We start from the raw sequence: 20,466 nt of genomic DNA on the forward strand, positions 1-20,466 counted from the left end.
GTTGCACCCGGTGCACGGCCTGAATGGTCTGCTCGAACTTGTGCGTCACGCCGACGAACACGACGGTGTTGCACTGCTGCAGGTTCATGCCCTGCCCGAGCATCACGGGCTTGCCGATGAGCGCGTACGTCTCGCCGGCGCGCCACGCGTCGAGGCGACGCTCGCCCTCGTCGTCGGAGAGGGAGCCGTGCACCGAGGAGAACGTGATTCCGAGCTCGGCGAGCGTCTTCTCGATCTCGGCCTGTTCGTCGTTCAGATCGCACCAGAGGATGATCTGGCCGCGCTCGTCGACGTCGCCCCAGTGATTCACGACGATCTGCCGGAGCCGCGCGACGCGCTCGCTCAGGGTCTGGCGCTTCTCGCGCGCTGCGTCGACGATGCCGAGGGCGCCGCCGCGCACGAGCACGCCCTGCCCGTCGCGCTCGACGACGCTCGACTGCATGTCGACGGCGACCTCATGCCACTGGACGTCGAGTGCCGGGAGAACGTACCCCTCATCGGAGTAGCCGAGGTCGGACGGCGCCTGCAGGAAGCACGCCCACGTGTTCAGCCACAGCCAGAACTCGCGCTCCTTGTGCGGGTACAGCGTGAGGTTCCCCGCCTGCGACGAGTCGCGCTGGAAGAACCGCGTGAGCGCCGCGCCGGTGTCCATGATGCCGAGGAACCCGGCGTAGTGGATCAGCTCCTTGTGCCGGTTCGGCGACGGCGTCGCGGTCGCGACGAACCGGAACGGCACGTCGGCGAAGAGGCCGAGGAACTCCTGATACGTCTTCGACCCGAACGACCGGAGCACGGCCGCCTCGTCGAGCGACACCGCGTCGAACTGGTCGACGGCGAGCTTCCCGTCGCGCACGGACTCGTAGTTCGTCACGTAGATGCCCGACCACGCCGGGTCGACTTCTGCAGTGCGTCGGACGAACCGCACCTCGAGGCCGAGCAGGTCGCGGCCGTCGCGGACGAACTCGCCGCGCACGCCGAGCGGCGCGACGATCAGTGCCCGACTGCCGCCGCCGAGACGTTCGAGGATCAGCCGCAGGATCTCCAGCTGCATGACCGACTTGCCGAGGCCGAACTTCGCGAAGATCGCGCGCCGGCCGCCGGCGACGGCCCAGCGGACGATGTCGGCCTGGTGCGGCTTGAGGATGGGGTTAACGGCCGTCGGCTCGACCTCGAATCCGAAGCGGCGGTCGAACGCGACCTTCTCGCGCAGGAACTCGTCGTACGGCATCGCGCCCGTGTTGCCGGTGGCGAGCGTCAGGGGGCTCATGCGGGCAGCTCCGTCACGGTGAACTCGAAGTGCGGCGTGCAGCCCTTCTCGTACCGGATCTCCGGCATGTGCTTCACCATGAACTCGCGGGTGTCGTCCTCGACGACCTCAGCGTCGACGAGGCCGTCGCAGAGAGGCTTGAGTGTGGCGACGATGTTCTCGTCGTCGCGGCGCCGGCGGGTGCTCACGAACCAGACGAGACGCACCTCGCAGCGTCCGAGGTCGGGAATGTGCCTCGCCGCGGCGTGCATGAGGGAGCGCAACTCGGCGGTGAGCTTCGCCTTGACGATGTGGTGCATGCGGTCGTTCATAGAGAGCGGCGCCTTCGCCCACTCGAAGGTGAACGTCGTCGAGAACGGTGCGGCGGGCTCTTGCACGGTCGCGGGCTCCGCGCCGTCGGGTACGCCAAGATGGGATGACATTTCGTTCCTTCGCAAGGGGTTCGGGGTGTGAAGGGGGCTCAGCGGGCCGGAATCCTGCTGAGCCCCCGGTTGGGGCCTGTGCCGTGCATCTCGTGGTGCTCGCGGGTGGTCCCGCTCGGACGGCTCAGCCCGGTCTCATCTACGGGCGGCCGTAGAAGATCGGCACGTCTCCGATGCCGTCGTGCTCGCGCGTCTCGACCTTGTCGACCGTGACGGTCTTGCCGTCGCGGATCTCGGTGACGATGTCGGAGAACGCGGCTTCGAGGATGTTCTCGGGCCGCTCGAGCGCGTACCCGAGGAGGAGCCCGTTGCCGCTGATGCGGTACCGGAACTGCGCCGTCAGGTAGTAGATCGGCCCGCCGATGTACGGGCGTAGCGCGAGGCGGAACACCTTCGGGATCTCGAGGGTGCCCTTCTGGCCGGCCTTCGCCGCGACGGTCTCCGTGTAGGCGAACTGCACCGCGCCCGAGTCGGTGCGCACGGCCGACGCGAAGTCGGCCTTCTGCTTCGCCTCGAACGTCGTCGCGATGTCGATGAGCGCACCGTGGTCGGGCTCGACAACGTCGAGTGCCCGGTCCTCGATGAACTCGGCGAACTCCTGCTGCCCGAACCAGCCGCGAGGGTTCTGGCCGAGGTCGTGCTCGACCCACGCCCGCCACGCCTTGGTGTGTTCGAGCGACAGGTCGAGCTTGTGGCTCTGCCAGCCGGGCTCGCCGGCGCCACCCTCGTGCGAGTCGATGACCGCTCGCACCGTGGAGTTGGGCGTGTCGGCGTAGACCTCGGTGCCCGCGGTGACGTGGCGGTTCACGTAGGCGACGAACGATGCCGCGTCGAGCACCACGCGCTTCCCCTGGGGGCGGCGCGGAGTCTCGGCGTACTGATCGGTGTCCGCGATGCGGACTCCGCCGTGCCCGTCGGGCAGGGCGTAGACCTCGCCGAGGTCGAGCCCCGACGGTGCGATCGCCTGCTGAGCGAGGTCTGCCACGACCCCCGCCTCCGTGGTGGCCGCAACAGCTTCGAGTTCGATGCTCATGCGTTCGGTGCCTCCTTGATCTCGCCGGTCGACAGGTCGAGCCCGGCTTCTCGGATGTCGTCGTCGAAGAGCGGCATCGCCGACGGGTCGGTGCGCTGCAGCCGATTCCCCTCGCCGATGTACGCCATCGACCCTTCGCGGTTCTTCTCGGGCGCACGGACCGTGATCGCGTCGTTCACGATCACCGCAGAGCCGCTCGCGTCGACGGGCTTCACCTCGAACTTGACGCTGAGGGTGCCCTTCTTCCCGGTGACCTTGACGTCCTCGATGAGCTGCGACAGCTTCTCCGCGAGTTCGACATCGGTCTTCGGCCGGATCGTGGCGAGCACGGCGGCGAAGCTGCCGGGCCCTCCTTCGGCCTTCTTGTCTCCCATGAGATCTCCTTCTCTGTGGTGGGTCATCGGGGGCCGAATCCCATCTGCGCGGTCATGCGCTTGCCGATGTTCATCAGCCCGAAGCTCCGGTTCTGCAACGCCTTCTGCATCTCCTCGGCGTAGCGGAGCTTCTCCTTCGCGAGGTTCAGCTCGTGCAGCTCGGTCTTGGTCTTCGCGTGCGCGTACTGGCGGGCCATTTGCGAGCCCGACTTCTCGTGCATGGTCATGTAGTCGGCGAACTGGCCCTGGTAGGTCTCCTCGGCGCGGTGCACGTCCTCGTAGAGGAGGACGACGACCTTCGCGACGTGCTCGATGACGTCGGCGAGCTCGGTGATCATCAGGTCGATCTCGGGGCCGCCCATCGGCGGGCCGTAGACGCCTGAGGGGATCGCGAGCATGGCGCGCACGGCCGTCTCCGCGGGGGAGAGGCGCAGCTCGCCGGTGCGCCCGTCGACGAGGTCGGTCACGGCTGCACCTCATCCTCAGGCTCGGCCTCGAAGGCCGCCGCGGCGGCATCCGCGATCGCGGCTTCGTCGCGCTCGACGTCCTCCTCGGCGGCCTCGACCACCTCGGCATCGACGACGTCCTCCTCACGGGCGAGGAACCCAGCCCGCGCGAGCCATGCCGTGCGGAGCTTGTCTGTGCCTTCACCGGAGGACGAGAGGCGGGCCGCGATGTCGTCGAGCGCCTCACGCGTCTCTGCCGCCGCGATCTGGCCGGCCCAATCTTCCGAGGGCTCGGGGTCCGGAGCGGCGACCGGCAGCGAGGGGCCGCCGTCGGTGAGCTCCTCAGTCGAGTAGAGGCCGAACGTGACGTCGGAGAACCCGAAGCGCGAGACCTCGGAGATCGCACGCCACACGGGCATGACCTCGGCGTATGCTTCCCACGGCTTGATGCCGCCCTTCGACGATCGCGCCCGCACCTCCCAGACGCCCTGGGCGTTCTGCTTGTACGAGTCGACGAGGCCAGCACGGATCGCGCGGGCGATGTCCCACGTCGCAGAGAACTCCTCGCCCGTCGCGGCGATCGTGCCAACGACTGTGACGGAGTAGTCGCCGGTCGGGATGCTGCCCGTCTTGCGGATCTCGAGGCGGTTGCCAGCCTTGCGGATCAGCGCGGCGATGAGCTGCGCGGAGAGGGTTGCGCGGCCCTCGACGACGTTGATCGACTGCAGCGCGGCGGCGGGGTGGAGGCCGAGCATGGCGCCGGTCTCGATGACGAGCAGCACCTTCCCCGGAGACGGGGCAGGTGGGATGATCTTGCCGTCGGGGCCGGGCCGGGCCTCGGACCACAGGCCCTTCGGGATGAGGTCACCCGCGGCGGCGAGGGTCTGGGCGTACTCGCGACGCTCGGTGAGCGAGGCAGCTTCGTATGCGACGACTGCGGTGGACATCAGAACGGTGCTCCTTCGAGGACGGGGACCGCGCCGAGCGCGGCGAGGACGTCGTGCGCGATCGGCACGATCAGGCACGTGGCGGCGACGATGGCCGGGTGGGTGCGGTGGAAGACGAGCGTCTGCGGGTCGCGGCGCAGCGTCCACTCGCCGTCACGCTGGATTAGTTCGCCCCAGATCCACTCGGCGTGGTCGGCCTCGGGGATGGTGAAGAGCTGCCAAGCGAGCTGGCGGACCTCGTAGGGCGTCGGCCCGGTGACGACCTTGTTGTGCTTCGCCTTCGTCTCCACGATCGCGAAGCCCTCGCCAACGCGACGGGTGCCGTCGACGGTCGCGCCGAAGCGCTCGTTGTCGGGGTGGTGAATGAGCAGGCTGTTCGGGTCGGCGCCCGCCCAGGCGAGCAGCATCGGCTCCCACCGGTTCCCGGATTCGGTCGAGGCGTTGCCGTGGAAGGTGCGCGGTTCGAGGATCTGGCGGACGTACGTCTCGACCGAGCTCGCCTTGGCGAACTTCCCGGCCGTCGACGAGCCGATGACCTTGTCGTGCACGTTCAGCCACGACTCGCGGTCGGCGGAGTCCGCGAGAGTCCGGCCCAGCGCAGCGAGGGCGCTCACGAGCGCACCTCGCCGTCTTCGATGACGAACCCGACGCCGCCGGTCTCGTCGACGACCTCGATCCACACCTGATACTCGTGCTCGGCCGCGAGCGCAGCGATCGTCTCGAGCGACGCCGAGTCGAGTAGCGACCCGTCGAGGATGCGGAGCACCCGCAGCGTCGGGTTCGCGGCCATGGCGAGCGCCACTGACACGCGAAGCTGCTCGGCGGCGGACGCCTGCGCGAACGGGATGCCGTTGTACGTCACGCCGCTGTCGTCGAACGAGAGGCCGGGGACGGGGAACTCGACGGCCGCGAGAGCGTCGGCCTTGCGCTTCTCGATGGCCATTAGCGCGAGGGTGTGCTGCGCTGCCTGCCCCTTCCGCTCGGCGAGCTCGGAGGCGACAGCCACGCGGTGCTGCTGCTGACGGATGCGGGCGTTCGTGGCCTCGATGTTCGCGAGGCGCTCATCGAACGGCGCGAGGTCCACGGGCTGGTCGAGCTGGAGCGCGGCAGCCTGCAGGAGCGCGAGGTCGCTCATCTTCTCGCGCAGCTTCTCCTCGAGCTCGTCGACCTCGGCGAGCAGCCGCTTCTCGGCGGCGGTCGCCCGGTCGTACATCTCGTTGTTGGCGCGCGCCCGCTCGCGCTCGGCGAGCACGTCGGCCACCGACTCCTCGGCATCCGGCAGCGACGGGTCGGCGCTCGGGTATCCGGCGAGCTGGCCTTCGAGCTTCGCGACCTCGCGGCTGATCTCGGTGCGTCGGTCGAAGACGCCCTTTCGTTCCCGCTCGAGCTCGTCCGGGTCGAAGGGCAGGTCGACGGTGGAGACGAGCGTCGCGACCTGGTCCCTCGCCGACTGCCGAGTGAACGCGAGCGGGTCGAACGCGCGTGCACCGATCAGCTGGTCAAGCACCTTCTGCGGCGACGAGTACCTCGCGCCGTCTGCCGCTTCCACGATGAGCGTGCCCGAGTCGTCCTTCGTCCACCGGCGGGTGACCTTCATGTCGCCGAGGTCGAGCGAGACGACGGCGCTGTCCTGGCCGTCGCGGATCGGCTGCTGCGTCGCGCGGGAAGCTTCCCCGCCGGCGAGCGCCGCCCAGATCGCGTCGAGCACGGACGTCTTGCCCTGCGCGTTGCGCCCGCCGATGAAGACGACGTTGCCCTCAGGGGTGATGTCGACGGCTCGGAGCCGCTTGTAGTTCTCCGCCTTCAGATTGAGTACTTGGAGAGCCATGGGGGCTCAGTCCTTTCGGTTGTCGGTGTTGTCGAGCAGGGTGGGGAGCCACTGCGGGGCCTTGTAGCCCTCGATCAGCTCCTCAGGGTCGTAGGCGTCGATGTCGTCGAACGACGCGTCGCGCGGGCTCATGACGTCCCGGCCTTGTGCTCGAGCTCCCACGACATGACCGCGGCGCGGGCGGCCCCGTCGCGACCCTCCGATTCGAACGAGTCACCGCACGCGCAGACCGACTCGATCGATGCGGCGTGGCCGACCCGGGTGAAGCTGTGCACGGTCGCCTTCTCGGCGAGCTGGTCGACGGCCGCGGTGAACCCTGCGGGCGCGGGCCCGGCGAGGTCGCCGAGCTCGAGGTCGATGATCGGGATGCCGTCGGGGGAGAGGGTGATGTTCATGAGCGGTGGTCTTCCTGCTTGGCGCCCATGAAGAGCGTGACGATGAACGGCACGACGACCAGCCAGGCGCCGGCGAGCATGAGCCACGCCTGCCCGCTGTGGCCGCCGAGAGCGCCGATGCCGCCGATGATGAACAGCACGCCGCCGATGACGAGGAGGATGAGCAGGATCTCGGCTCGCCCCGACTCCGCGTCGGAGAGGGCGAACGGCGACACGATCACGTCGGAGAGCAGGTACGTCGCGGTGAAGTAGTCCCGCTCGAAGACGAGCTCTTCCCAGTCGGGCGTGTTCGCGATCGTCACCGTGCGGTCGGTCATTGCGACGAGCCAGCCGTCGAGTTCACTGATGTCGGAGTCGTCGCCCCGGCGGATGAACTCAGTGATGACGACCCGGTCGCCGCGGGCGAGGGCGCTCATGCCGCACCCCACACGGCGAGGAAGAGCGCGAGGCCAACGAGGGCGAACATCGCGGTGATCCCGGCGCCCGTCCACAGGTCGGGGCGGCGGTGACGGATTGGGAGGATCGACGGCATCCCACCGGCGACCTCGAGCGACGACCGCGCGGAGACCGGCGTGTCCGGGTGCACGTGCACCTCGACGCCCATGTCGGCGGACTCCGCGAACTCGATGAAAGGGTTCGCCGGGTGGCCCTCGGCACGCTCTGCGGGGTTCACGCTGCTGCCGCTTCGGTGAGGCGCATCACGCGCTGACCCTCACGAGTCGCGAACTGCGGCTTGCCGCCCCGCTGCGTGCCCACACGGATCGGCTCGATCGAGCCGAAGTCATGCTCGAGCTCCGTCATGCGACGGCGGATCTCCTGCAGGTCCGCCTCGGGCAGACTCTCGATGTCGAGACGCTGCAGGGTGTAACGGTCAAGCACCTCCGAAGGAGTGCCAGGGCCATGGGTTGCCAAGACAGCGACGATCGCGCCGTACAGCAGAGACTTCTTCGTGCCCGTCGAGGCTCGCTCTGCGGCTTCGTGCGACGTGTGAGGGTCATCCCGGTGCGACATCCGCCGGATATCGAGGGGTGTTGGTGTAGCGTTGGTCGTGGACATAGGAATTGTTCCTTTCTCGATTCGCCCCGGTTGCCGCCGGGGCGTTTCTCTTCGGTTCAGACGGCGCGAAGCAGTTTCGTGACGCGCTCGCGGCGTGCGTGAGCGTCAGAGCGTGAAGCCTTCGCCGGCTCGTGGTGCAGCATCTCGACGACACGGTCGATGTCGGACTGCTGCATGCGTCGGTTCCGAGGGCTGAACTTCGTGTGGGGCCAGCGGCCCGCGTACACGTTGTCTCGGACGATGTCGTAGTCGAGCTTCAGCTTCTCGGCGACCTCGGCGAGCGTGAAGAACTCGTCCATCATGCGACCGCCGGTTCGGATGCCAACTCCGCGACGTTGAGGCGAAGCGCTCGCGTGATGCGGATCAGTTCGTCGAGGGTGAGGTTGTCAGGCCGCTGGTTCAGCTTGCGTCGGAGCGTGGGGTAGGGAATGCCCGTCTCTTCGGCGAGCCAACGCTCACTGCGACCATCCCCCTCACGCGCTTCCCGGATGCGCTTCGCTACATCCTCGGGGTTCAGTCGGTGAGTCATATGAGTAATCTAGTGGCTCATGTGACTCAGTGCAAGCCCTTAGATGATCCATTTGAGCTATCGGATAACTCGCATGGGTAGTACTGTGGTTCACATGAACGATCGAGACGACGCGCTGGAACGCGCGTATGCAGTCCAGATCCAGGCCGAACTCATCGACCGGGGCAGCAACGTCAAGGCCTTGGCCGCTGAGCTCGGCATCGCGTACTCAGCCCTGCGGAACTACCTGTTCCTCGGCCCCGTGCGCCGTTCAATGTCCCTCGACACGCTCATCGACGTCTGCCGAGTGCTCGGAATCTCACTGGCTACGCTCGATGAGCGCGCACGCCAACGGCTCGAATAACCAGCTCAACCAGCGATGTCTCTGACCGCAGGGCTTCTTCAATTGCCTCAGCCAAGGTCGAGTTGCTGGTCAGTGCCATCGAAGGACTCCTCTTCGTAGGGAAAACGGCGTCCGCGAGTTGGCGCCGAAGGGTAGGAGGTCAGGGTGATCTTCCGTATATGGAATCCGACGCAAACGCGAGTCCGCGGTGCTGCTCCGTCGGTAACGTGCCGACGTGCCAGGGGTCCTGAATCGCGCGCTCGCGCGCATCCTGTTCGCCCAGATGCAAGAGTCATCAATGACACAGACCGAGCTGGCCCGGAAGGTGGGACTAGCGCCGTCGACGGTGTCGCGGGCGCTGCACTGCAAGACGCCCATGACTGTCGACCAGCTCGAGGCGTTCTGCAAGGCACTCCGGTTGGACCCATCCGCGGTGATCGCGGAGGCCTCGAGGTAGCCGGTTCCCATGCCGCTGACTGTAGGCCGAACCCACCGTCATTTCTGAGGCCGTTCCAGCGAGGTTCCGCGGAAGTTCGCGGGCTTGTCCCCCGAACTGGGGGACAAAGAAACCGGGTCCAGTCCTCCCTTTTGGGGACGCGATCGAAGGTCGGTGGAACGGTTAACGTTCCACCCTGGGGGGCTGCCTGATGCCGGGGTCAACACTCCGCTGGCTGCGCCAGTTGACGGGCGAGACGTCCACACGCGAGATCGGTAAGCACCTCGGTAGGTCCCACGCGACAATACAGCGGTGGGCGAAGTATGGAATACCGCCACGCGCGGTCCTTCAGCTGGTCGCTGAACACGGGATCGACCTCTACGACACGCTGGAGGCGCTCGGATGGCTGTCTTCGGAAGACCGGGCGAAGATCGCGCCACACGCAGAGCAACTGCCCACCGAGGTACTGGCCGCGGAGGTCCATCGCCTGGCCGGCGTGGTGCACGAGCGCGTGACGGATCACGAGGACGAGTGTTGACGGCGTCAACGCATCGTCCCTGTTCGTCCTGACTGGTGCCTATTCCCGAGAGCGACTACCCGCGTAATTCCGGGCCACACGCACAGCCGTGCGGTGTTCGGGCGGGTTCAAATCCCGCCGTCTCCGCGAGAGCGAGTCGCCATCTGCCCCGAGATTTCGGGGCAGATGGCGACTTTCTTTTGGTGACCAAAAGGCTATGGACGCGGTTTGGACACACTTGCAGCCGCAACGGCCTGATCGAGGCGGTCTGAAACCGCATCGAGGTCATCGTCGAAGAGGTCGCTGTAGACGTCCAGAGTCATTGCTGCGGAGGCATGTCCGAGCATCCGCTGGACGGCTTTCACGTTCGCGCCAGAGCTGACGGCGAGCGAGGCCGCAGTGTGCCGAAGGTCGTGGATGGTCATCGGCTCGAGCGAGGCGTTCCGAAGCGCAGTCTTGAACCAGGACTTCGACCCGGTGCTAGTTCTTGTCCGGCGCATGTAATCGCCATTGGTGCCAGGGAACAGGAGCTCGTCACGTTCCCGGCCACTCATCTGATCCTTGAGGTAGGGGTGGAGGAACCGCGGCGTTGGGACGGCGCGGGTCTTGTAGGTTTTCGGCGACCCGACGTGAATCACCCCTCCGACTTCGACAGCGTTCTCAGTGACGTTGATGCGCCGGCGTTCGAAGTCAACGCTTCTGACACGAAGGGCAGCTACCTCACCCCATCTCAGGCCGGTATAGGCGAGAGTCAACACCAGGGCCGCGCGTGGACCGGCCTCGGTCGCGAGCTGGTGGACCTGCTCGTGTGTGAGATACGTGTGTGCCTTGCGCTCTTTGCGCGGCAATGTGGTTCCTCGCGCCGGATTAGAGAGTATGCGCCGATCGCGCACGGCGACATCGAGGATCGCGGCCAACACCCCGAAGCTGCGAATTACCACCGTCGGGGATCGGGAGGCGGAGAGCTCTGACACCCACGCCTGCACGTCACTGTGCTGGATGGCGGAGACCGGATATCGCCCCCACCGAGGGTCAACCCGAAGGCGCCACGCGTCAGCTACGGTGCGATAGGTCGAGGGCTTTAGGTGTGTTTGAGTCGACAGCCAAGCCTGCCCCAGCTCGGCTATCGTCGCGCGCGCCGCGCCATGTTCGACAAACTCGCCACGCGCCTTCGAGATCTCGATCGACGCAAGGTACAGCTCGGCCTCCCGCTTGGTGCGGAAGCCTCGTTTTGCACCTTGGGAATGGTCAGGTTTGCGATAGCGCACCCGATAGCGCTTCCCTGTCTTCGTCGAATAAGTCTCGATGCTTGCCATCTCGCTAGAAACCACCCAATTCGTCGCTCAAGCCCTACTGCACAGATGCGTCAATCGTAGAGATTTGGATCGATAGTGCTCAGGCGACCCTTCGATTTTCAGTCGGCGCCGACGCCGCACAATCTCGCCCTTCGGAACGGACCGCCTCGTAACATGCGCCCTCTGCCACCAACGTGATCATCCTCCGTGCTGTTCGGTGGGGGGCACTTGTGGGCAAATCGTGGGCACGGCGAATCGATGGACCCCACGCACGTCGTACTCGGAACCGGCGGCCGAACGGATCGATCTGTTGCGGTTGGGACGCCCCCTGCGGGCACTTCACCGGGCGGGGCATGTGGGAATCACGAAGTTGCGACGCCATGAGAGTGAGGCCGGCCCGTACCCATTCCGCATGAGGACCGCCTATCGGGCCGCCCCGGGCGCCATGCGATGATTTTGGGATGCACCCGCTTCCACCGCCGCACGAGGGCGCAGCACCCGGTTGGTACGCCGACCCGTTGGCGGCCGACATGCTCCGGTGGTGGGACGGGACAGACTGGTCGGAGACGGACTTCAGACTGGCTCGGCCGTTACTGACGACTGAAATGCAGCGCGACCTGCTCCTCGGCCCGGTTGGTCGCCGCGGTTCCGTGATCAACGTGGCGGTCTGCAGTGGGCTCATCATCTTCGGGATCGTGTTTGCGCTGAACGTTCATCCGGCTGGATGGGGTATCGCAGGCGTCGCCGGCGTCCTCGACGTGGTCTTCATCACCGTCGCTGTCGTGGTCCATCGGTATCGCGTCGCGAGCACGCTTCGGGCTCTGCTGTGGCCCAGTCGGGAACACTGAGGGATCGTCGATCGGACAAGCGTTCATCGTTGCCGATTAGCGTGTGGGCATGGCGAGCGAACAGGTAAGCGAGAGTAACCACCTCCCAACGCTGGAATGGTGGCCCGACTACGGCGGCGATCTCCTCTGGTTGCGCTCCGGCGCAGGTGGATCTCGGATCGCCATCAGCGATGTCGGCCTCTCGACCGCATTCCACGATGCCGTTCAACCATGGCTTGCAAAGTACGACGATGGGCGGCTTCCGATCGACGGCCCGGGTGACATTAGGTGGATCGAGCAAGGCATCCGATTGCTCGCGGCCGCTCGTTCTGAAGTGGCGGGCCGCTACATCATCGTGGTCTCCGAGGAGTGGTGGGGCGAGCCAGCCAGCGACTCTTGACCGTCTCACTCGGCGACCGGCAATCGGGCCGCCGGGCGCCAAAGGTCAGCCGAGACGGTATGGCGTTTCGAGGATCGCCCAGGCGAAGTTACGCTCCCTCAAGTCTCCAGAGGGCGCGATTTCCCGGCAGGCTGAGATACTCGTCCCACCAGGCGGCAGCAAGGTCTTCGGATGACTGCGGCCTGTAACCAGGATGACGCTTCGCCTCCCGAGCCCGCCTTTGCTCCACCCCCACGAACGCGGCCCAAGACGAGTGCGCGTCCTCGATCAAGCGCCCCGCAAGATCGAGTTGCTCCGGCGTCCAGGTCCCGGGCGAGGCGCCAGTGGCCGTGCAGAGGAGCGCGAACGTCCGAGTGAACCCGAAAGGCCGGAATCGCTCCACCGCGCTCGAGAGATTCGTGACGCGACGCTGTACTGGCTCGCTCGCATCGCCGACCACGCGCAAGTGTGTTCGGAGGTTGGACACCCAAGCAGTCTCCCAGAGTCGCCGCCCGTTGCGGGAAAGCTGCGCTGGGGGATCCATCCCCGGGCAGTGTTGCGCCCGACCGATCATCTGCGAGGCTTTGCCGCATGGGATCTTTCGAGGCTTACGTCTTTGTCGACGGGCGGTGGTCGTCGCACGAGGCGAGTCGCGGCCCCTTTCTCGCAGTTTCGCTTCACGACAGCGACATCGCGACGGTGACATATGCCCCTGGCCCACAACACGGCGGGCTGGCCTACCTGGGCTTTCAACCCCGCGACTACTTCGAAGACCCGACTGCGAGCGATGAGGTCAATCTCGACGAGCAGGCCGCCGGACTGTCGGTGTGGGCGCGCGACGTGCTTTCCGCGGAAGTCGACCCAGCGCGCGTGCGGTCGTTGCTGGCCGAATCCGGAATCGAAGAGCCAATGGATGACTTCGTCGAGGACACTGTGCGTCGCTTGATAACGGTGCTCGGGCTTCCGCTGCCGGATGATCTCGCAGCCGCTTAGTGCGAGTCACGCTGCCGAGTTTCACTACGGTGTGGGGATCGCTCTGCGGTGCGCCGCCGCATCGCGGGATGCGCGGATTCATCAGCGGGCCCGCGACACGAGCCATGATGTTCCCATGCCACACTCCGTCGAACCGGCGCTTCGTTCCGAGATGATGCGTCGCATGAACGACGGGTGGGTCCTCCATGGTGATCGGACCAGCACAGAGATGACGATGCGGCACATCGTTCTGCCGCCCGCGTGGCGACTCGCCGTTGACCTCATCAATCCTTTTGCATGGCTGTTCGGTGTGACCTGGACGCCGGCGAACCGCACTCTCACAGTCGCGGTCGACGAGGAAGGCCGCCTCCACCGCCGCACCACGGGAAAGATTCCCAAGAGATGGCCCCAGCACTATTCATGGGAAGTGCCGGACGGTCCGATCGACCCGCAGGGTGAAACGCGACACCGCCGCTAGAGGATGTAGTCGCGGACGCCCGCAAGACGATCCGGCTGCGGTACGCGCCTATGGCGCCCACACGATCAGCGGCGCATCGCCAAGCACGTAGAGCGGATGCTGCGGGTTTCCCTTCTTAGTGACCCCCAAGGCGAGGAGCGGCGGCAGGAGCGCCACCACCTGGGCCACGCGCGCCGGATCGGCGTTGTTGCCCCACCCCGCGACGACGGTACCGGTGACGCCTGCGAGCATGCGATCGTTCTCCGGTCCGACCGGATCAGTCGCGGCCTTCATCACTTTCGGGGACTTCGTGCGGAATGCGTACAGGTTGAGAATCACCATGCCGCCGTACCCCTCACGCTTCGCGAAACTGACGCACCGGCGCAGTGTCGGATCGAGCTGCTGCGCGTCGGCGGTGCTCGGGTTGAGCAGCACGTACGTGATCGTCGGCAGCGCTTCGTCCCAGACGCGGGTCAGCGAGTAGCGATAGTCGCCACGGATGTCCGCGGTGGTGGAAACGAACTCAGTCATCGGGCAGCCTCCTCCGGCCAGATCATATTGCCCTCTGGCGACATCGGGTCATGCTCCGAGTCGGGCCATCCCGGAGGCAGCTTCGCTGGCTCGTGCTTCTACGTCCACTCGGGCAGCACCTCGTGCCAGCCGTGTCCGTCGGGCAACCTGACACGGGCATCCAGCGCCAACTCGCGCAGTCTCGGCGGCAGCAGCACCGGCGCTTTGCTCTCGTCGACCAGCAGCAGATCCCAGCGGTCCTCGTAGTGCGCGAAGATCTCGACGGGGATGCGCGATCGATCCACGCCGGCGCTGCGCTGACCGGCGGGCACGCCGGGTTCGGTCAGCCAGTCCATGTGCACGATCCACGCGGCCGCAGCGAGATGCGCGCGCGGCACGATGAAGTACCGCGGCGGCGATGCATCGTCGGTTGGCACCGCGACGAGCACGAAGTACTCGCGCTCGTGCTGGCTGGGGCCCTGGGCTTTGAGTCCGAGCGGCCAGCTGAACTTCGAGCCGAGCGGGTGCCTGGTCGTCTTGACCTGGACCTCGATGAGTCGGCGCTGGTCGCCCACAGTCAGGACAGCGAGGATGTCGGTCCGCTCGAGGCCGTCGCGAGTGAACGCCGGCGCCCAGCCTCTCCGGGCGAGCTCTGCTGCGGCGTAATGCTCGCCGATCGTCTTCGTCTGCTTGGTGTCGACCATGAGCCTGAACGTAGCGTGGATCACGCTGCATTGCGTGTGCATCACTGAATGCAACACTGCTCGGGTTCAGTACTTCGGTCGTGCACAGGTGCAGTACTTGGGTCGTGCACAGCACCTGTGACGGGATCGGTGAGCGCGCAGCTTGGCTTCGCAGTCGTGAGCAAGTATGTTCCCGAACGTGACGATGAAATGGCTCACCCGTGAACGGGCATCGGGCTCGCTCGATGACGACGAATGGGATGAGCGTTGGAGGAAGTATCTAGCCCACAACGCCGAAGTGCTACCGCGACTGACCAATGGTGCAGAGCGATTGGCCCAGGAGATCAACCTGCACGACGCACAGATCCACTCCTTCGAGTACCGTCCCAACGATGTCCTGGTGATCCGCGCTCTGATAGGTGACCTGCAGATTGGTTATCAGTTCGTCGAACTGAGCTTCCTCGACTCGGAAATTCGCTTGGAACCGGGATCGACCATTGACTCACTGTGCCTGCATGAAGCCCAGACAGAGATCATCTACGACGAAGTCGACCTCGAAGCTGACGGGCGATCCGTGCATCGCGTCCTCCTCTGGCCGCAGGGCGAGTACGAGGTGGTATTCACCAACCTCACGGAGCGCCGCGAGCTAGCGAGCCCCAGCGACCGCCGCTGAAGCCGGCCAAGTGCGCGCTGACCGATCCCCAGCGGGAACTCACGCTGAACGCTCGAGCGTGACCCATTGCTCGTCGACGATGTAGCCGACGCTCCGGTTGGTTGCCAGGCTCGCGGCGTTGTCGGCTGATCCGCCTGTGCGGAAGATCTCGACTCCGACGTTCATGAGCGCGAGCACGGATGTCGCCTTGACCGCCGCACCGAGCCCCAACCCTCGCTGCGCTCCATCGACCACGGTGAAGTCGGTCTCAGCGCACGGCCCGCTGATATCGATGTACGTGACCGCCAGGGCTCGCCCGGCACGGTCGAACAAGCCGAATCCGCGACGCTCGGCAGATACGCGAGCACGCTCCACCGTCAGCCGGTCGTGGCGGGTAGCGATTCCACCTGGGTAGTCATCGACCGTAGCGGCATCGAGGGCGAGGATCGCGTCAACGTCCCGCACGCCGACCTCGCGGAGATCCCCGCGATCCCCGACGCGCTCAACCAGTCCTCGAAGGCGACTCGGATCCACCTCGGAGGCCGTGAGCTGAGCCGCCCACGAGCGAGCGATGACCACCCACCCGTCTGCCTCGAGGTCAGCCCGTCGCGGATCGTCAGCGCGAAGGACGACCTGATCGTGATGCACCCACTCAGTCTGACGCACTCAACCCGACGGCGTGGCATCACCGGACATCGCGATGAGGGATCGACCTATGGTGCAGTTCATGTCGCATCGGCTCGGGTGGCCGATTGCGCACCGTGGTCAGGGCGCGGCGGGCGGGCGTGCGTCGCCGCTAATGTCGTCGTCATGTGCCCCGCCGTCCGAGGCATCTGCGAGGAGCAGTTCCGTTTGAACCCGACGGTAGCGGGCCATGGCGGCTGAGGCCTTCGTCGCCGAGATGAGGAACACGATCAGGCAGACGACCGCAGTGAGTAGCGCGAGTGCAAAGACCAGCCAGATGACGCCGTAGATGGCGCCGAAGTTGAAGAGTTCGTACATCCGTCGAACCTATCGTTCCCATGAGACCCGCACGGATACAGGCGGATCGCCGACGTGGAATCTTGTCTCACCTACGGGCATCCGCTCGATAGGGTGCATGGACGGCTCTCGATCTCGATGTCGGGCGTCATCCCTACCTGACACCGATCGAATGGAGTGCCGTGGGCGTCTGGCGCCGATGGATCTGGCCCGTACTGAAGTCGATCGTGGTCCTCGTCATCGCGGTCGCGCTCGTGAAGCTCGCGTTCTTTCCCGATCATCCGAGCGACGAGGCGGCGATCTCGCCGACGGGCGCGGTGCAGCAGCCGCAGGTGCCCGTCAGAGTGGACACGATCAAGAACGACGTGGTGTTGACCGGCACCGTGAACGCGGATGCCGCGGTGCCGGTGAAGGCGACGGCGGCCGGTGCCGTTGACGAGGTGTTCGTCGCGGCGGGCGCGCAGGTCGTCGCGGGCGACGTGCTCTTCGACATCAAGGTCGAGAACCCGGTCGAGCCGGTCGAGTCGGCCGGGCCTGACGGGTTCCCGATCACCACCGTTCCGAAGCCCACCTATCGATTCGAGAAGGTGGTCGCCCCCGCGGCGGGTACACTCGCGGCGCTCGACGTGATCGCGGGCCAGGTCGTTGCAACCGGAGAGGAGGCCGGCCAGGTCGCGCCGCCATCGTTCAACGTCAGTGCGACCCTCAGCCCCGAGCAGCAGTACCGGCTCACCACGAAGCCCACCGAGGCGGTCATCGCGATCACGGGCGGCCCCGCCGCCTTCACCTGCACCGGCCTGACGGTGACGACGCCGCTGAACGGGCAGACGCCCGATGACTCTGGCGCGCCGCCCACGTCGGGGACGACCGTGCGGTGTGCCGTGCCGGCCGGTGTCACCGTGTTTGCGGGCCTGTCGGCCGAGATGACGATCGCGGCGGGGTCGGCCGCGGATGTGCTCGTGGTTCCGACGACAGCGGTCAAGGGTGGTGCCGAGTCGGGGGTGGTGTTCAAGGTCGGCGAGGCCGGTGAGCCGGTGGAGCATCCGGTGACCCTCGGTCTCACCGACGGTCGCAGCGTGCAGATCGTCGACGGGCTCGCTGAAGGCGACCTGATCCTCGAGTTCGTGCCAGGAGCGCCGGCGCCGGTCGTCGGTCCCGACGGGTGCGTCACGAACCCCAACGGCTCGGTCGAGTGCGTCGCGGTGGGCGGATGACGCGCGGCTCTGCTCCGATAGTCGCTGCGCGCGGTGTCGGGCGCAGCGTCGTACTGCCTGAGGGCGACACGCTCACGATCCTCGACGGCATCGACCTCGACGTGTACGACGGCGACCGGGTGTCGGTCGTTGGCCGCTCCGGGTCGGGCAAGTCGACGCTGCTGAACCTGCTCGGTCTCATCGACACCCCCTCCGCCGGCGACCTCCGGTTCCTCGGCGAGGATGTGCGCACAATGCGCGGCGGCCGTCGCGACCGGCTGCGCGGGGAGGAGGTCGGGTTCGTGTTTCAGCAGTTCAACCTGCTGCCTGGGCGCACGGCCCTTGAGAACGTGCAGACGCCTATGCTGTACGCGCCCGGTCGCAGCTTCTGGCGGCGCGAACGGATCGCCCGCGAGATGCTCGAGCGGGTCGGCCTCGGCGAGCGGCTCGCGACAATGCCGGAGCGCCTCTCGGGCGGCGAGCAGCAGCGGGTAGCGATCGCCCGCGCTCTCGTGCGTCGGCCGCGGCTGATCCTCGCGGACGAACCGACCGGCGCCCTCGATCTGCAGACCGGCGCCACGGTGATGCACCTCATCGAGGAGGTCGCACGTGAGACGGATGCCGCGCTCGTCACGATCACGCACGATCCGACCATCGCGGCACGATCCAGCCGCCATCTGCGACTTGACGCGGGCCGGCTCGTCGACAAGATCGAAGTCCCGGCGTGAGGGGGATCTCGCAGGCCTTCACGGCGATCGTCAGCACTATCGTCGAAGCACGCGAGGAGCTGAGGATCCACCGCGGACGCGTGCTGCTTTCCCTAATCGGCGTCGCGGTGGCCGTGCTCGCCCTGACGACCGTCGTCGCAGCTGGGGCGGTGACCGAACAGGTGAGCCGCGAAGCGAATGAACGTAGCGCTGGACGGCCAGCGACACTCACCGTGTACATCGGTGCTGCGTACGATCCACAAACCGGCATGCCCGCGAGTGACGCTCCCGCCGTGTCCGCAACGGATGCCGCGTGGGCCGAGGCGATGCAGCGCTACGGCATCGAGTACCACTCCCGCGTGCTGAATCAGCCGATGCGCGTGCAGTTCACTGACGGCGTGGTCGATGCGAACGCCCGGGCGGTCGACGTCGCCTTCGGCGAGATGCACCGCGTGGCCCTAGTCGAGGGTGCCTGGTTTGTCGACGGCGACCGCGACCGGTTCGCGCCCGCACTGGTCGTCAACGAAGCGTTCTGGGACCGGCTCGGACGACCGCCCGTTGCCGCGAACCCGGTGATCGAGATCGTCGCCGACCGCCCTGTCACCGGCGTCATCATCGGTGTGACTCCGCGGCAGTCGGAGTACGACGCTCCAGAGGCGACACTGCTCATCGAGTCGCTGCCGTCGGTCGCGACGACGGAGAGCGACGTCATCGGCGGACCGCAGGGAGCCCAGTATGAGGCCTGGGTCCCCGAGTCCGAAGCCGATGCGCTCACGGCGGCGTTGCAGTCCGACCTGCGCTCTGCGATCGGGGAGGACGCCGAGATCTCGGTCAACCGGAATGATTGGGGCGCATGGCCGTTCGACCCGTTCCTCGCCCTGAAGCTACTCGTCGGCGGCGTCGCCGGCGTCATCCTGCTGCTCGGCGCGCTGGGACTGGTGAACATCGCACTCGTCACCGTACGCACCCGGATCCGAGAGATCGGCATCCGTCGGAGCTTCGGCGCGACAAGCGGCCGCATCTTCTTCGCGGTGCTGATGGAGAGCGTGGTCGCCACATTCCTGGCCGGTGCCGTCGGCGTCGGCATCTCGATCGCGCTGGTGCGCAGCCCGCTCCTACAGCTCGCGTTCGGCACAGCGCTCGACGACGCACCCGCGTTCCCGATCGACGCGGCGATCATCGGCCTCGTCGCCGCGACCGCGGTCGGCGCGATCGCGGGCCTCCTGCCAGCAGTCGCTGCAGTTCGGGTGCGCGTCATCGACGCCATCCGGTTCTGAAGGACCACGGAGCGGGGCCGAGCGGTCCGTTACTTGTAGGTCCTCCGCTCCGGGATCTGGAAGATCCTGCGTGGCCTGTTCGCGAGCTGGGAAATGCACGTCGAGAGAGAAATCCGCGACAAATGACAATTTTGCCATCTAGATGCCAAGTGTCGCGGAATTTGCCATCTTCGCGCGGAACCTACAACCGGCTGTAGCTTCTCGCGTCGAGATGGCATCCGGGGCCACGATTCCACGGTATTTGTCTGGATCGAGAGCTCGGATTCCGAGCGAATCGGCGGATTCCCACACCGGCTCAGTGAGGCTCGCGTCCGGATCCTCAGACCCGACACTGGGGGAACGAATGCCCGCTAGGGATCTTCAACGGAAGGCCTCGCCTAGGGACGGAATCATCGCTGCAACGCGTCGACCGAACACCTTTGCTGTGCACGCCGAACGTGCCACCGAACACGCCGAACAAGTTCAAGCAACTCGACGCCGGCTCACACCGAGTTTCGCAACTTGGCTCGGTAAACCCGGCTGAGCCCAAAGAGGAAATAGACCCCCATGCCTACGATTCCGACTAGGAGAATCACGGCGCTGGCGACGCGAGAGGTGTGTCCGACTGAGCGGTCTGCTTCTACAGGCTCGGCCATCATCGCGGTACCGTCAGCCGCCGTTTGTCGAGAAGATCGCGAGCTCGGAGAAGTTCGATGCGCACGCTTCGAACACCGGCAGCGAAGCCTCTACAAAAGCCGGAGTGGACGGAGCGAACCTGGCCCCGGTGGCGGTGTCAGGGTGTGCCTCGATGTACTTCGGATCGATTCCCGACGCCCACTGAGTAACGGGGCTTGAACCCGTTACTCACCGCGCGACCGATTCCCGCAGGAGGATCGGCTAGCGGGCACACCGGAGGCGATTGTGGTCGTACAGTGCTCGACCAATACGGGCCTCCAAGTGCGTTCACTTCGAGACTGCCCAT

29 protein-coding genes and 2 pseudogenes are annotated in these 20,466 nt (G+C 66.3%); 10 read left to right on the top strand and 21 right to left on the bottom strand.

From position 1 onward, the window contains the following. Positions 1-4 precede the first annotated feature (4 nt). The 15 genes and pseudogenes from QFZ26_RS10135 to QFZ26_RS10205 all read right to left on the bottom strand — a co-directional run. A pseudogene (locus QFZ26_RS10135) lies at positions 5-1,267 on the bottom strand (helicase-related protein); the annotation flags it as partial. Further along, on the bottom strand, positions 1,264-1,689 hold the full coding sequence (locus QFZ26_RS10140; RefSeq protein WP_307041712.1) for a hypothetical protein: 426 nt from the start codon (positions 1,687-1,689) through the stop codon (positions 1,264-1,266). The pseudogene QFZ26_RS10135 and the gene QFZ26_RS10140, both read right to left, overlap by 4 nt. Before the next feature lie 139 nt (positions 1,690-1,828). Further along, complete coding sequence (locus tag QFZ26_RS10145; RefSeq protein ID WP_307041713.1) at positions 1,829-2,722, bottom strand: DUF2303 family protein; 894 nt, start codon at positions 2,720-2,722, stop codon at positions 1,829-1,831. Then, on the bottom strand, positions 2,719-3,096 hold the full coding sequence (locus QFZ26_RS10150; protein WP_307041715.1) for a hypothetical protein: 378 nt from the start codon (positions 3,094-3,096) through the stop codon (positions 2,719-2,721). The genes QFZ26_RS10145 and QFZ26_RS10150 overlap by 4 nt, the downstream gene beginning before the upstream one ends. A 23-nt stretch (positions 3,097-3,119) precedes the next feature. Next, complete coding sequence (locus QFZ26_RS10155) at positions 3,120-3,563, bottom strand: hypothetical protein (protein ID WP_307041716.1); 444 nt, start codon at positions 3,561-3,563, stop codon at positions 3,120-3,122. Continuing rightward, positions 3,560-4,489, bottom strand: a complete 930-nt coding sequence (locus QFZ26_RS10160) for a hypothetical protein (protein WP_307041718.1) — start codon at positions 4,487-4,489, stop codon at positions 3,560-3,562. The genes QFZ26_RS10155 and QFZ26_RS10160 overlap by 4 nt, the downstream gene beginning before the upstream one ends. Beyond that, entirely contained in the window at positions 4,489-5,103 is a 615-nt protein-coding gene (locus QFZ26_RS10165; protein WP_307041719.1) for a hypothetical protein, read from the bottom strand. Before QFZ26_RS10165 ends, QFZ26_RS10160 begins: the two co-directional genes overlap by 1 nt. Beyond that, entirely contained in the window at positions 5,100-6,317 is a 1,218-nt protein-coding gene (locus tag QFZ26_RS10170; protein WP_307041721.1) for an ATP-binding protein, read from the bottom strand. The genes QFZ26_RS10165 and QFZ26_RS10170 overlap by 4 nt, the downstream gene beginning before the upstream one ends. A 6-nt stretch (positions 6,318-6,323) precedes the next feature. After that, the gene (locus tag QFZ26_RS10175) at positions 6,324-6,449 is read right to left on the bottom strand and encodes a hypothetical protein (RefSeq protein ID WP_307041723.1); all 126 of its coding nucleotides are present in this window, start codon (positions 6,447-6,449) and stop codon (positions 6,324-6,326) included. Then, positions 6,446-6,712: a hypothetical protein gene (locus QFZ26_RS10180; protein ID WP_307041724.1), complete on the bottom strand. Its 267-nt coding sequence runs from the start codon at positions 6,710-6,712 to the stop codon at positions 6,446-6,448. The genes QFZ26_RS10175 and QFZ26_RS10180 overlap by 4 nt, the downstream gene beginning before the upstream one ends. Next, the gene (locus QFZ26_RS10185; RefSeq protein WP_307041727.1) at positions 6,709-7,128 is read right to left on the bottom strand and encodes a hypothetical protein; all 420 of its coding nucleotides are present in this window, start codon (positions 7,126-7,128) and stop codon (positions 6,709-6,711) included. Before QFZ26_RS10185 ends, QFZ26_RS10180 begins: the two co-directional genes overlap by 4 nt. After that, positions 7,125-7,385, bottom strand: a complete 261-nt coding sequence (locus QFZ26_RS10190; protein WP_307041729.1) for a hypothetical protein — start codon at positions 7,383-7,385, stop codon at positions 7,125-7,127. Before QFZ26_RS10190 ends, QFZ26_RS10185 begins: the two co-directional genes overlap by 4 nt. Further along, on the bottom strand, positions 7,382-7,768 hold the full coding sequence (locus QFZ26_RS10195) for a hypothetical protein (protein WP_307041731.1): 387 nt from the start codon (positions 7,766-7,768) through the stop codon (positions 7,382-7,384). Before QFZ26_RS10195 ends, QFZ26_RS10190 begins: the two co-directional genes overlap by 4 nt. Positions 7,769-7,824: 56 nt before the next feature. Then, positions 7,825-8,070, bottom strand: a complete 246-nt coding sequence (locus tag QFZ26_RS10200) for a hypothetical protein (RefSeq protein WP_307041732.1) — start codon at positions 8,068-8,070, stop codon at positions 7,825-7,827. Beyond that, the gene (locus QFZ26_RS10205; RefSeq protein WP_307041734.1) at positions 8,067-8,297 is read right to left on the bottom strand and encodes a helix-turn-helix domain-containing protein; all 231 of its coding nucleotides are present in this window, start codon (positions 8,295-8,297) and stop codon (positions 8,067-8,069) included. The genes QFZ26_RS10200 and QFZ26_RS10205 overlap by 4 nt, the downstream gene beginning before the upstream one ends. A gap of 94 nt (positions 8,298-8,391) precedes the next feature. Here QFZ26_RS10205 and QFZ26_RS10210 point away from each other — a divergent pair, with 94 nt between their 5' ends. Next, positions 8,392-8,640, top strand: a complete 249-nt coding sequence (locus tag QFZ26_RS10210; RefSeq protein WP_307041736.1) for a helix-turn-helix domain-containing protein — start codon at positions 8,392-8,394, stop codon at positions 8,638-8,640. A 214-nt stretch (positions 8,641-8,854) separates the two neighbouring features. After that, positions 8,855-9,076, top strand: a complete 222-nt coding sequence (locus QFZ26_RS18865; protein ID WP_373460711.1) for a helix-turn-helix domain-containing protein — start codon at positions 8,855-8,857, stop codon at positions 9,074-9,076. A gap of 711 nt (positions 9,077-9,787) precedes the next feature. On the opposite strand, the gene QFZ26_RS10215 is transcribed toward QFZ26_RS18865, so the two are convergent. Continuing rightward, on the bottom strand, positions 9,788-10,888 hold the full coding sequence (locus QFZ26_RS10215) for a tyrosine-type recombinase/integrase (RefSeq protein WP_307041737.1): 1,101 nt from the start codon (positions 10,886-10,888) through the stop codon (positions 9,788-9,790). A gap of 440 nt (positions 10,889-11,328) precedes the next feature. Here QFZ26_RS10215 and QFZ26_RS18870 point away from each other — a divergent pair. After that, positions 11,329-11,427: pseudogene (locus QFZ26_RS18870) on the top strand (DUF2510 domain-containing protein); the annotation flags it as partial. Between the two features lie 30 nt (positions 11,428-11,457). Here the strand turns inward: QFZ26_RS18870 and QFZ26_RS10220 are convergent. Next, positions 11,458-11,658, bottom strand: a complete 201-nt coding sequence (locus QFZ26_RS10220) for a hypothetical protein (RefSeq protein WP_307041739.1) — start codon at positions 11,656-11,658, stop codon at positions 11,458-11,460. A gap of 106 nt (positions 11,659-11,764) precedes the next feature. On the opposite strand from QFZ26_RS10220, the gene QFZ26_RS10225 reads away from it, so the two are divergent. The 3 genes from QFZ26_RS10225 to QFZ26_RS10235 all read left to right on the top strand — a co-directional run bounded on the left by QFZ26_RS10225 (position 11,765) and on the right by QFZ26_RS10235 (position 13,523). Beyond that, positions 11,765-12,094 carry a hypothetical protein gene (locus QFZ26_RS10225; RefSeq protein WP_307041740.1) on the top strand — a complete coding sequence of 110 codons (330 nt, stop codon included), beginning with the start codon at positions 11,765-11,767 and terminating at the stop codon, positions 12,092-12,094. Between the two features lie 570 nt (positions 12,095-12,664). Then, a complete protein-coding gene (locus QFZ26_RS10230) occupies positions 12,665-13,066 on the top strand; it encodes a hypothetical protein (protein ID WP_307041743.1) in 402 nt (133 codons plus the stop codon). A gap of 115 nt (positions 13,067-13,181) precedes the next feature. Continuing rightward, on the top strand, positions 13,182-13,523 hold the full coding sequence (locus QFZ26_RS10235) for a hypothetical protein (RefSeq protein ID WP_307041745.1): 342 nt from the start codon (positions 13,182-13,184) through the stop codon (positions 13,521-13,523). Positions 13,524-13,571: 48 nt separating this feature from the next. On the opposite strand, the gene QFZ26_RS10240 is transcribed toward QFZ26_RS10235, so the two are convergent. Next, positions 13,572-14,033 carry a DUF1643 domain-containing protein gene (locus tag QFZ26_RS10240; protein ID WP_307041747.1) on the bottom strand — a complete coding sequence of 154 codons (462 nt, stop codon included), beginning with the start codon at positions 14,031-14,033 and terminating at the stop codon, positions 13,572-13,574. A gap of 98 nt (positions 14,034-14,131) precedes the next feature. Next, entirely contained in the window at positions 14,132-14,716 is a 585-nt protein-coding gene (locus tag QFZ26_RS10245; protein WP_307041749.1) for a hypothetical protein, read from the bottom strand. Positions 14,717-14,894: 178 nt separating this feature from the next. On the opposite strand from QFZ26_RS10245, the gene QFZ26_RS10250 reads away from it, so the two are divergent. Further along, positions 14,895-15,368 (top strand): hypothetical protein, encoded by a 474-nt coding sequence (locus QFZ26_RS10250; RefSeq protein ID WP_307041751.1) that lies wholly within the window; start codon positions 14,895-14,897, stop codon positions 15,366-15,368. A gap of 39 nt (positions 15,369-15,407) precedes the next feature. Here the strand turns inward: QFZ26_RS10250 and QFZ26_RS10255 are convergent, their stop codons facing one another. Continuing rightward, the gene (locus QFZ26_RS10255) at positions 15,408-15,680 is read right to left on the bottom strand and encodes a hypothetical protein (protein ID WP_307041753.1); all 273 of its coding nucleotides are present in this window, start codon (positions 15,678-15,680) and stop codon (positions 15,408-15,410) included. A 432-nt stretch (positions 15,681-16,112) separates the two neighbouring features. Continuing rightward, the gene (locus tag QFZ26_RS10260) at positions 16,113-16,349 is read right to left on the bottom strand and encodes a hypothetical protein (RefSeq protein ID WP_307041755.1); all 237 of its coding nucleotides are present in this window, start codon (positions 16,347-16,349) and stop codon (positions 16,113-16,115) included. 161 nt (positions 16,350-16,510) lie between these two features. Here QFZ26_RS10260 and QFZ26_RS10265 point away from each other — a divergent pair, with 161 nt between their 5' ends. From QFZ26_RS10265 to QFZ26_RS10275, 3 genes are all read left to right on the top strand, one after another. After that, complete coding sequence (locus QFZ26_RS10265) at positions 16,511-17,542, top strand: efflux RND transporter periplasmic adaptor subunit (protein ID WP_307041757.1); 1,032 nt, start codon at positions 16,511-16,513, stop codon at positions 17,540-17,542. Further along, entirely contained in the window at positions 17,539-18,249 is a 711-nt protein-coding gene (locus QFZ26_RS10270; RefSeq protein ID WP_307041759.1) for an ABC transporter ATP-binding protein, read from the top strand. The genes QFZ26_RS10265 and QFZ26_RS10270 overlap by 4 nt, the downstream gene beginning before the upstream one ends. Before the next feature lie 80 nt (positions 18,250-18,329). After that, complete coding sequence (locus QFZ26_RS10275) at positions 18,330-19,505, top strand: ABC transporter permease (RefSeq protein ID WP_373460712.1); 1,176 nt, start codon at positions 18,330-18,332, stop codon at positions 19,503-19,505. The last annotated feature ends 961 nt before the right edge of the window (positions 19,506-20,466 follow it).

The organism is Agromyces ramosus (genome assembly GCF_030817175.1).
GTDB classification, from domain to species: domain Bacteria; phylum Actinomycetota; class Actinomycetes; order Actinomycetales; family Microbacteriaceae; genus Agromyces; species Agromyces ramosus_A.

What these genes read in the sequence shown, in the direction of transcription:
- QFZ26_RS10200 (WP_307041732.1), bottom strand. Translation starts at nt 8,070, where the DNA reads ATGATGGACGAGTTCTTCACGCTCGCCGAGGTCGCCGAGAAGCTGAAG.
- QFZ26_RS10150 (WP_307041715.1), bottom strand. Translation starts at nt 3,096, where the DNA reads ATGGGAGACAAGAAGGCCGAAGGAGGGCCCGGCAGCTTCGCCGCCGTG.
- QFZ26_RS10230 (WP_307041743.1), top strand. Translation starts at nt 12,665, where the DNA reads ATGGGATCTTTCGAGGCTTACGTCTTTGTCGACGGGCGGTGGTCGTCG.
- QFZ26_RS10170 (WP_307041721.1), bottom strand. Translation starts at nt 6,317, where the DNA reads ATGGCTCTCCAAGTACTCAATCTGAAGGCGGAGAACTACAAGCGGCTC.
- QFZ26_RS10240 (WP_307041747.1), bottom strand. Translation starts at nt 14,033, where the DNA reads ATGACTGAGTTCGTTTCCACCACCGCGGACATCCGTGGCGACTATCGC.
- QFZ26_RS10185 (WP_307041727.1), bottom strand. Translation starts at nt 7,128, where the DNA reads ATGAGCGCCCTCGCCCGCGGCGACCGGGTCGTCATCACTGAGTTCATC.
- QFZ26_RS10205 (WP_307041734.1), bottom strand. Translation starts at nt 8,297, where the DNA reads ATGACTCACCGACTGAACCCCGAGGATGTAGCGAAGCGCATCCGGGAA.
- QFZ26_RS10195 (WP_307041731.1), bottom strand. Translation starts at nt 7,768, where the DNA reads ATGTCCACGACCAACGCTACACCAACACCCCTCGATATCCGGCGGATG.
- QFZ26_RS10245 (WP_307041749.1), bottom strand. Translation starts at nt 14,716, where the DNA reads ATGGTCGACACCAAGCAGACGAAGACGATCGGCGAGCATTACGCCGCA.
- QFZ26_RS10140 (WP_307041712.1), bottom strand. Translation starts at nt 1,689, where the DNA reads ATGTCATCCCATCTTGGCGTACCCGACGGCGCGGAGCCCGCGACCGTG.
- QFZ26_RS10225 (WP_307041740.1), top strand. Translation starts at nt 11,765, where the DNA reads ATGGCGAGCGAACAGGTAAGCGAGAGTAACCACCTCCCAACGCTGGAA.
- QFZ26_RS10145 (WP_307041713.1), bottom strand. Translation starts at nt 2,722, where the DNA reads ATGAGCATCGAACTCGAAGCTGTTGCGGCCACCACGGAGGCGGGGGTC.
- QFZ26_RS10180 (WP_307041724.1), bottom strand. Translation starts at nt 6,712, where the DNA reads ATGAACATCACCCTCTCCCCCGACGGCATCCCGATCATCGACCTCGAG.
- QFZ26_RS10175 (WP_307041723.1), bottom strand. Translation starts at nt 6,449, where the DNA reads ATGAGCCCGCGCGACGCGTCGTTCGACGACATCGACGCCTACGACCCT.
- QFZ26_RS10235 (WP_307041745.1), top strand. Translation starts at nt 13,182, where the DNA reads ATGCCACACTCCGTCGAACCGGCGCTTCGTTCCGAGATGATGCGTCGC.
- QFZ26_RS10215 (WP_307041737.1), bottom strand. Translation starts at nt 10,888, where the DNA reads ATGGCAAGCATCGAGACTTATTCGACGAAGACAGGGAAGCGCTATCGG.
- QFZ26_RS10270 (WP_307041759.1), top strand. Translation starts at nt 17,539, where the DNA reads ATGACGCGCGGCTCTGCTCCGATAGTCGCTGCGCGCGGTGTCGGGCGC.
- QFZ26_RS10160 (WP_307041718.1), bottom strand. Translation starts at nt 4,489, where the DNA reads ATGTCCACCGCAGTCGTCGCATACGAAGCTGCCTCGCTCACCGAGCGT.
- QFZ26_RS10210 (WP_307041736.1), top strand. Translation starts at nt 8,392, where the DNA reads ATGAACGATCGAGACGACGCGCTGGAACGCGCGTATGCAGTCCAGATC.
- QFZ26_RS10260 (WP_307041755.1), bottom strand. Translation starts at nt 16,349, where the DNA reads ATGTACGAACTCTTCAACTTCGGCGCCATCTACGGCGTCATCTGGCTG.
- QFZ26_RS10220 (WP_307041739.1), bottom strand. Translation starts at nt 11,658, where the DNA reads ATGGACCACGACAGCGACGGTGATGAAGACCACGTCGAGGACGCCGGC.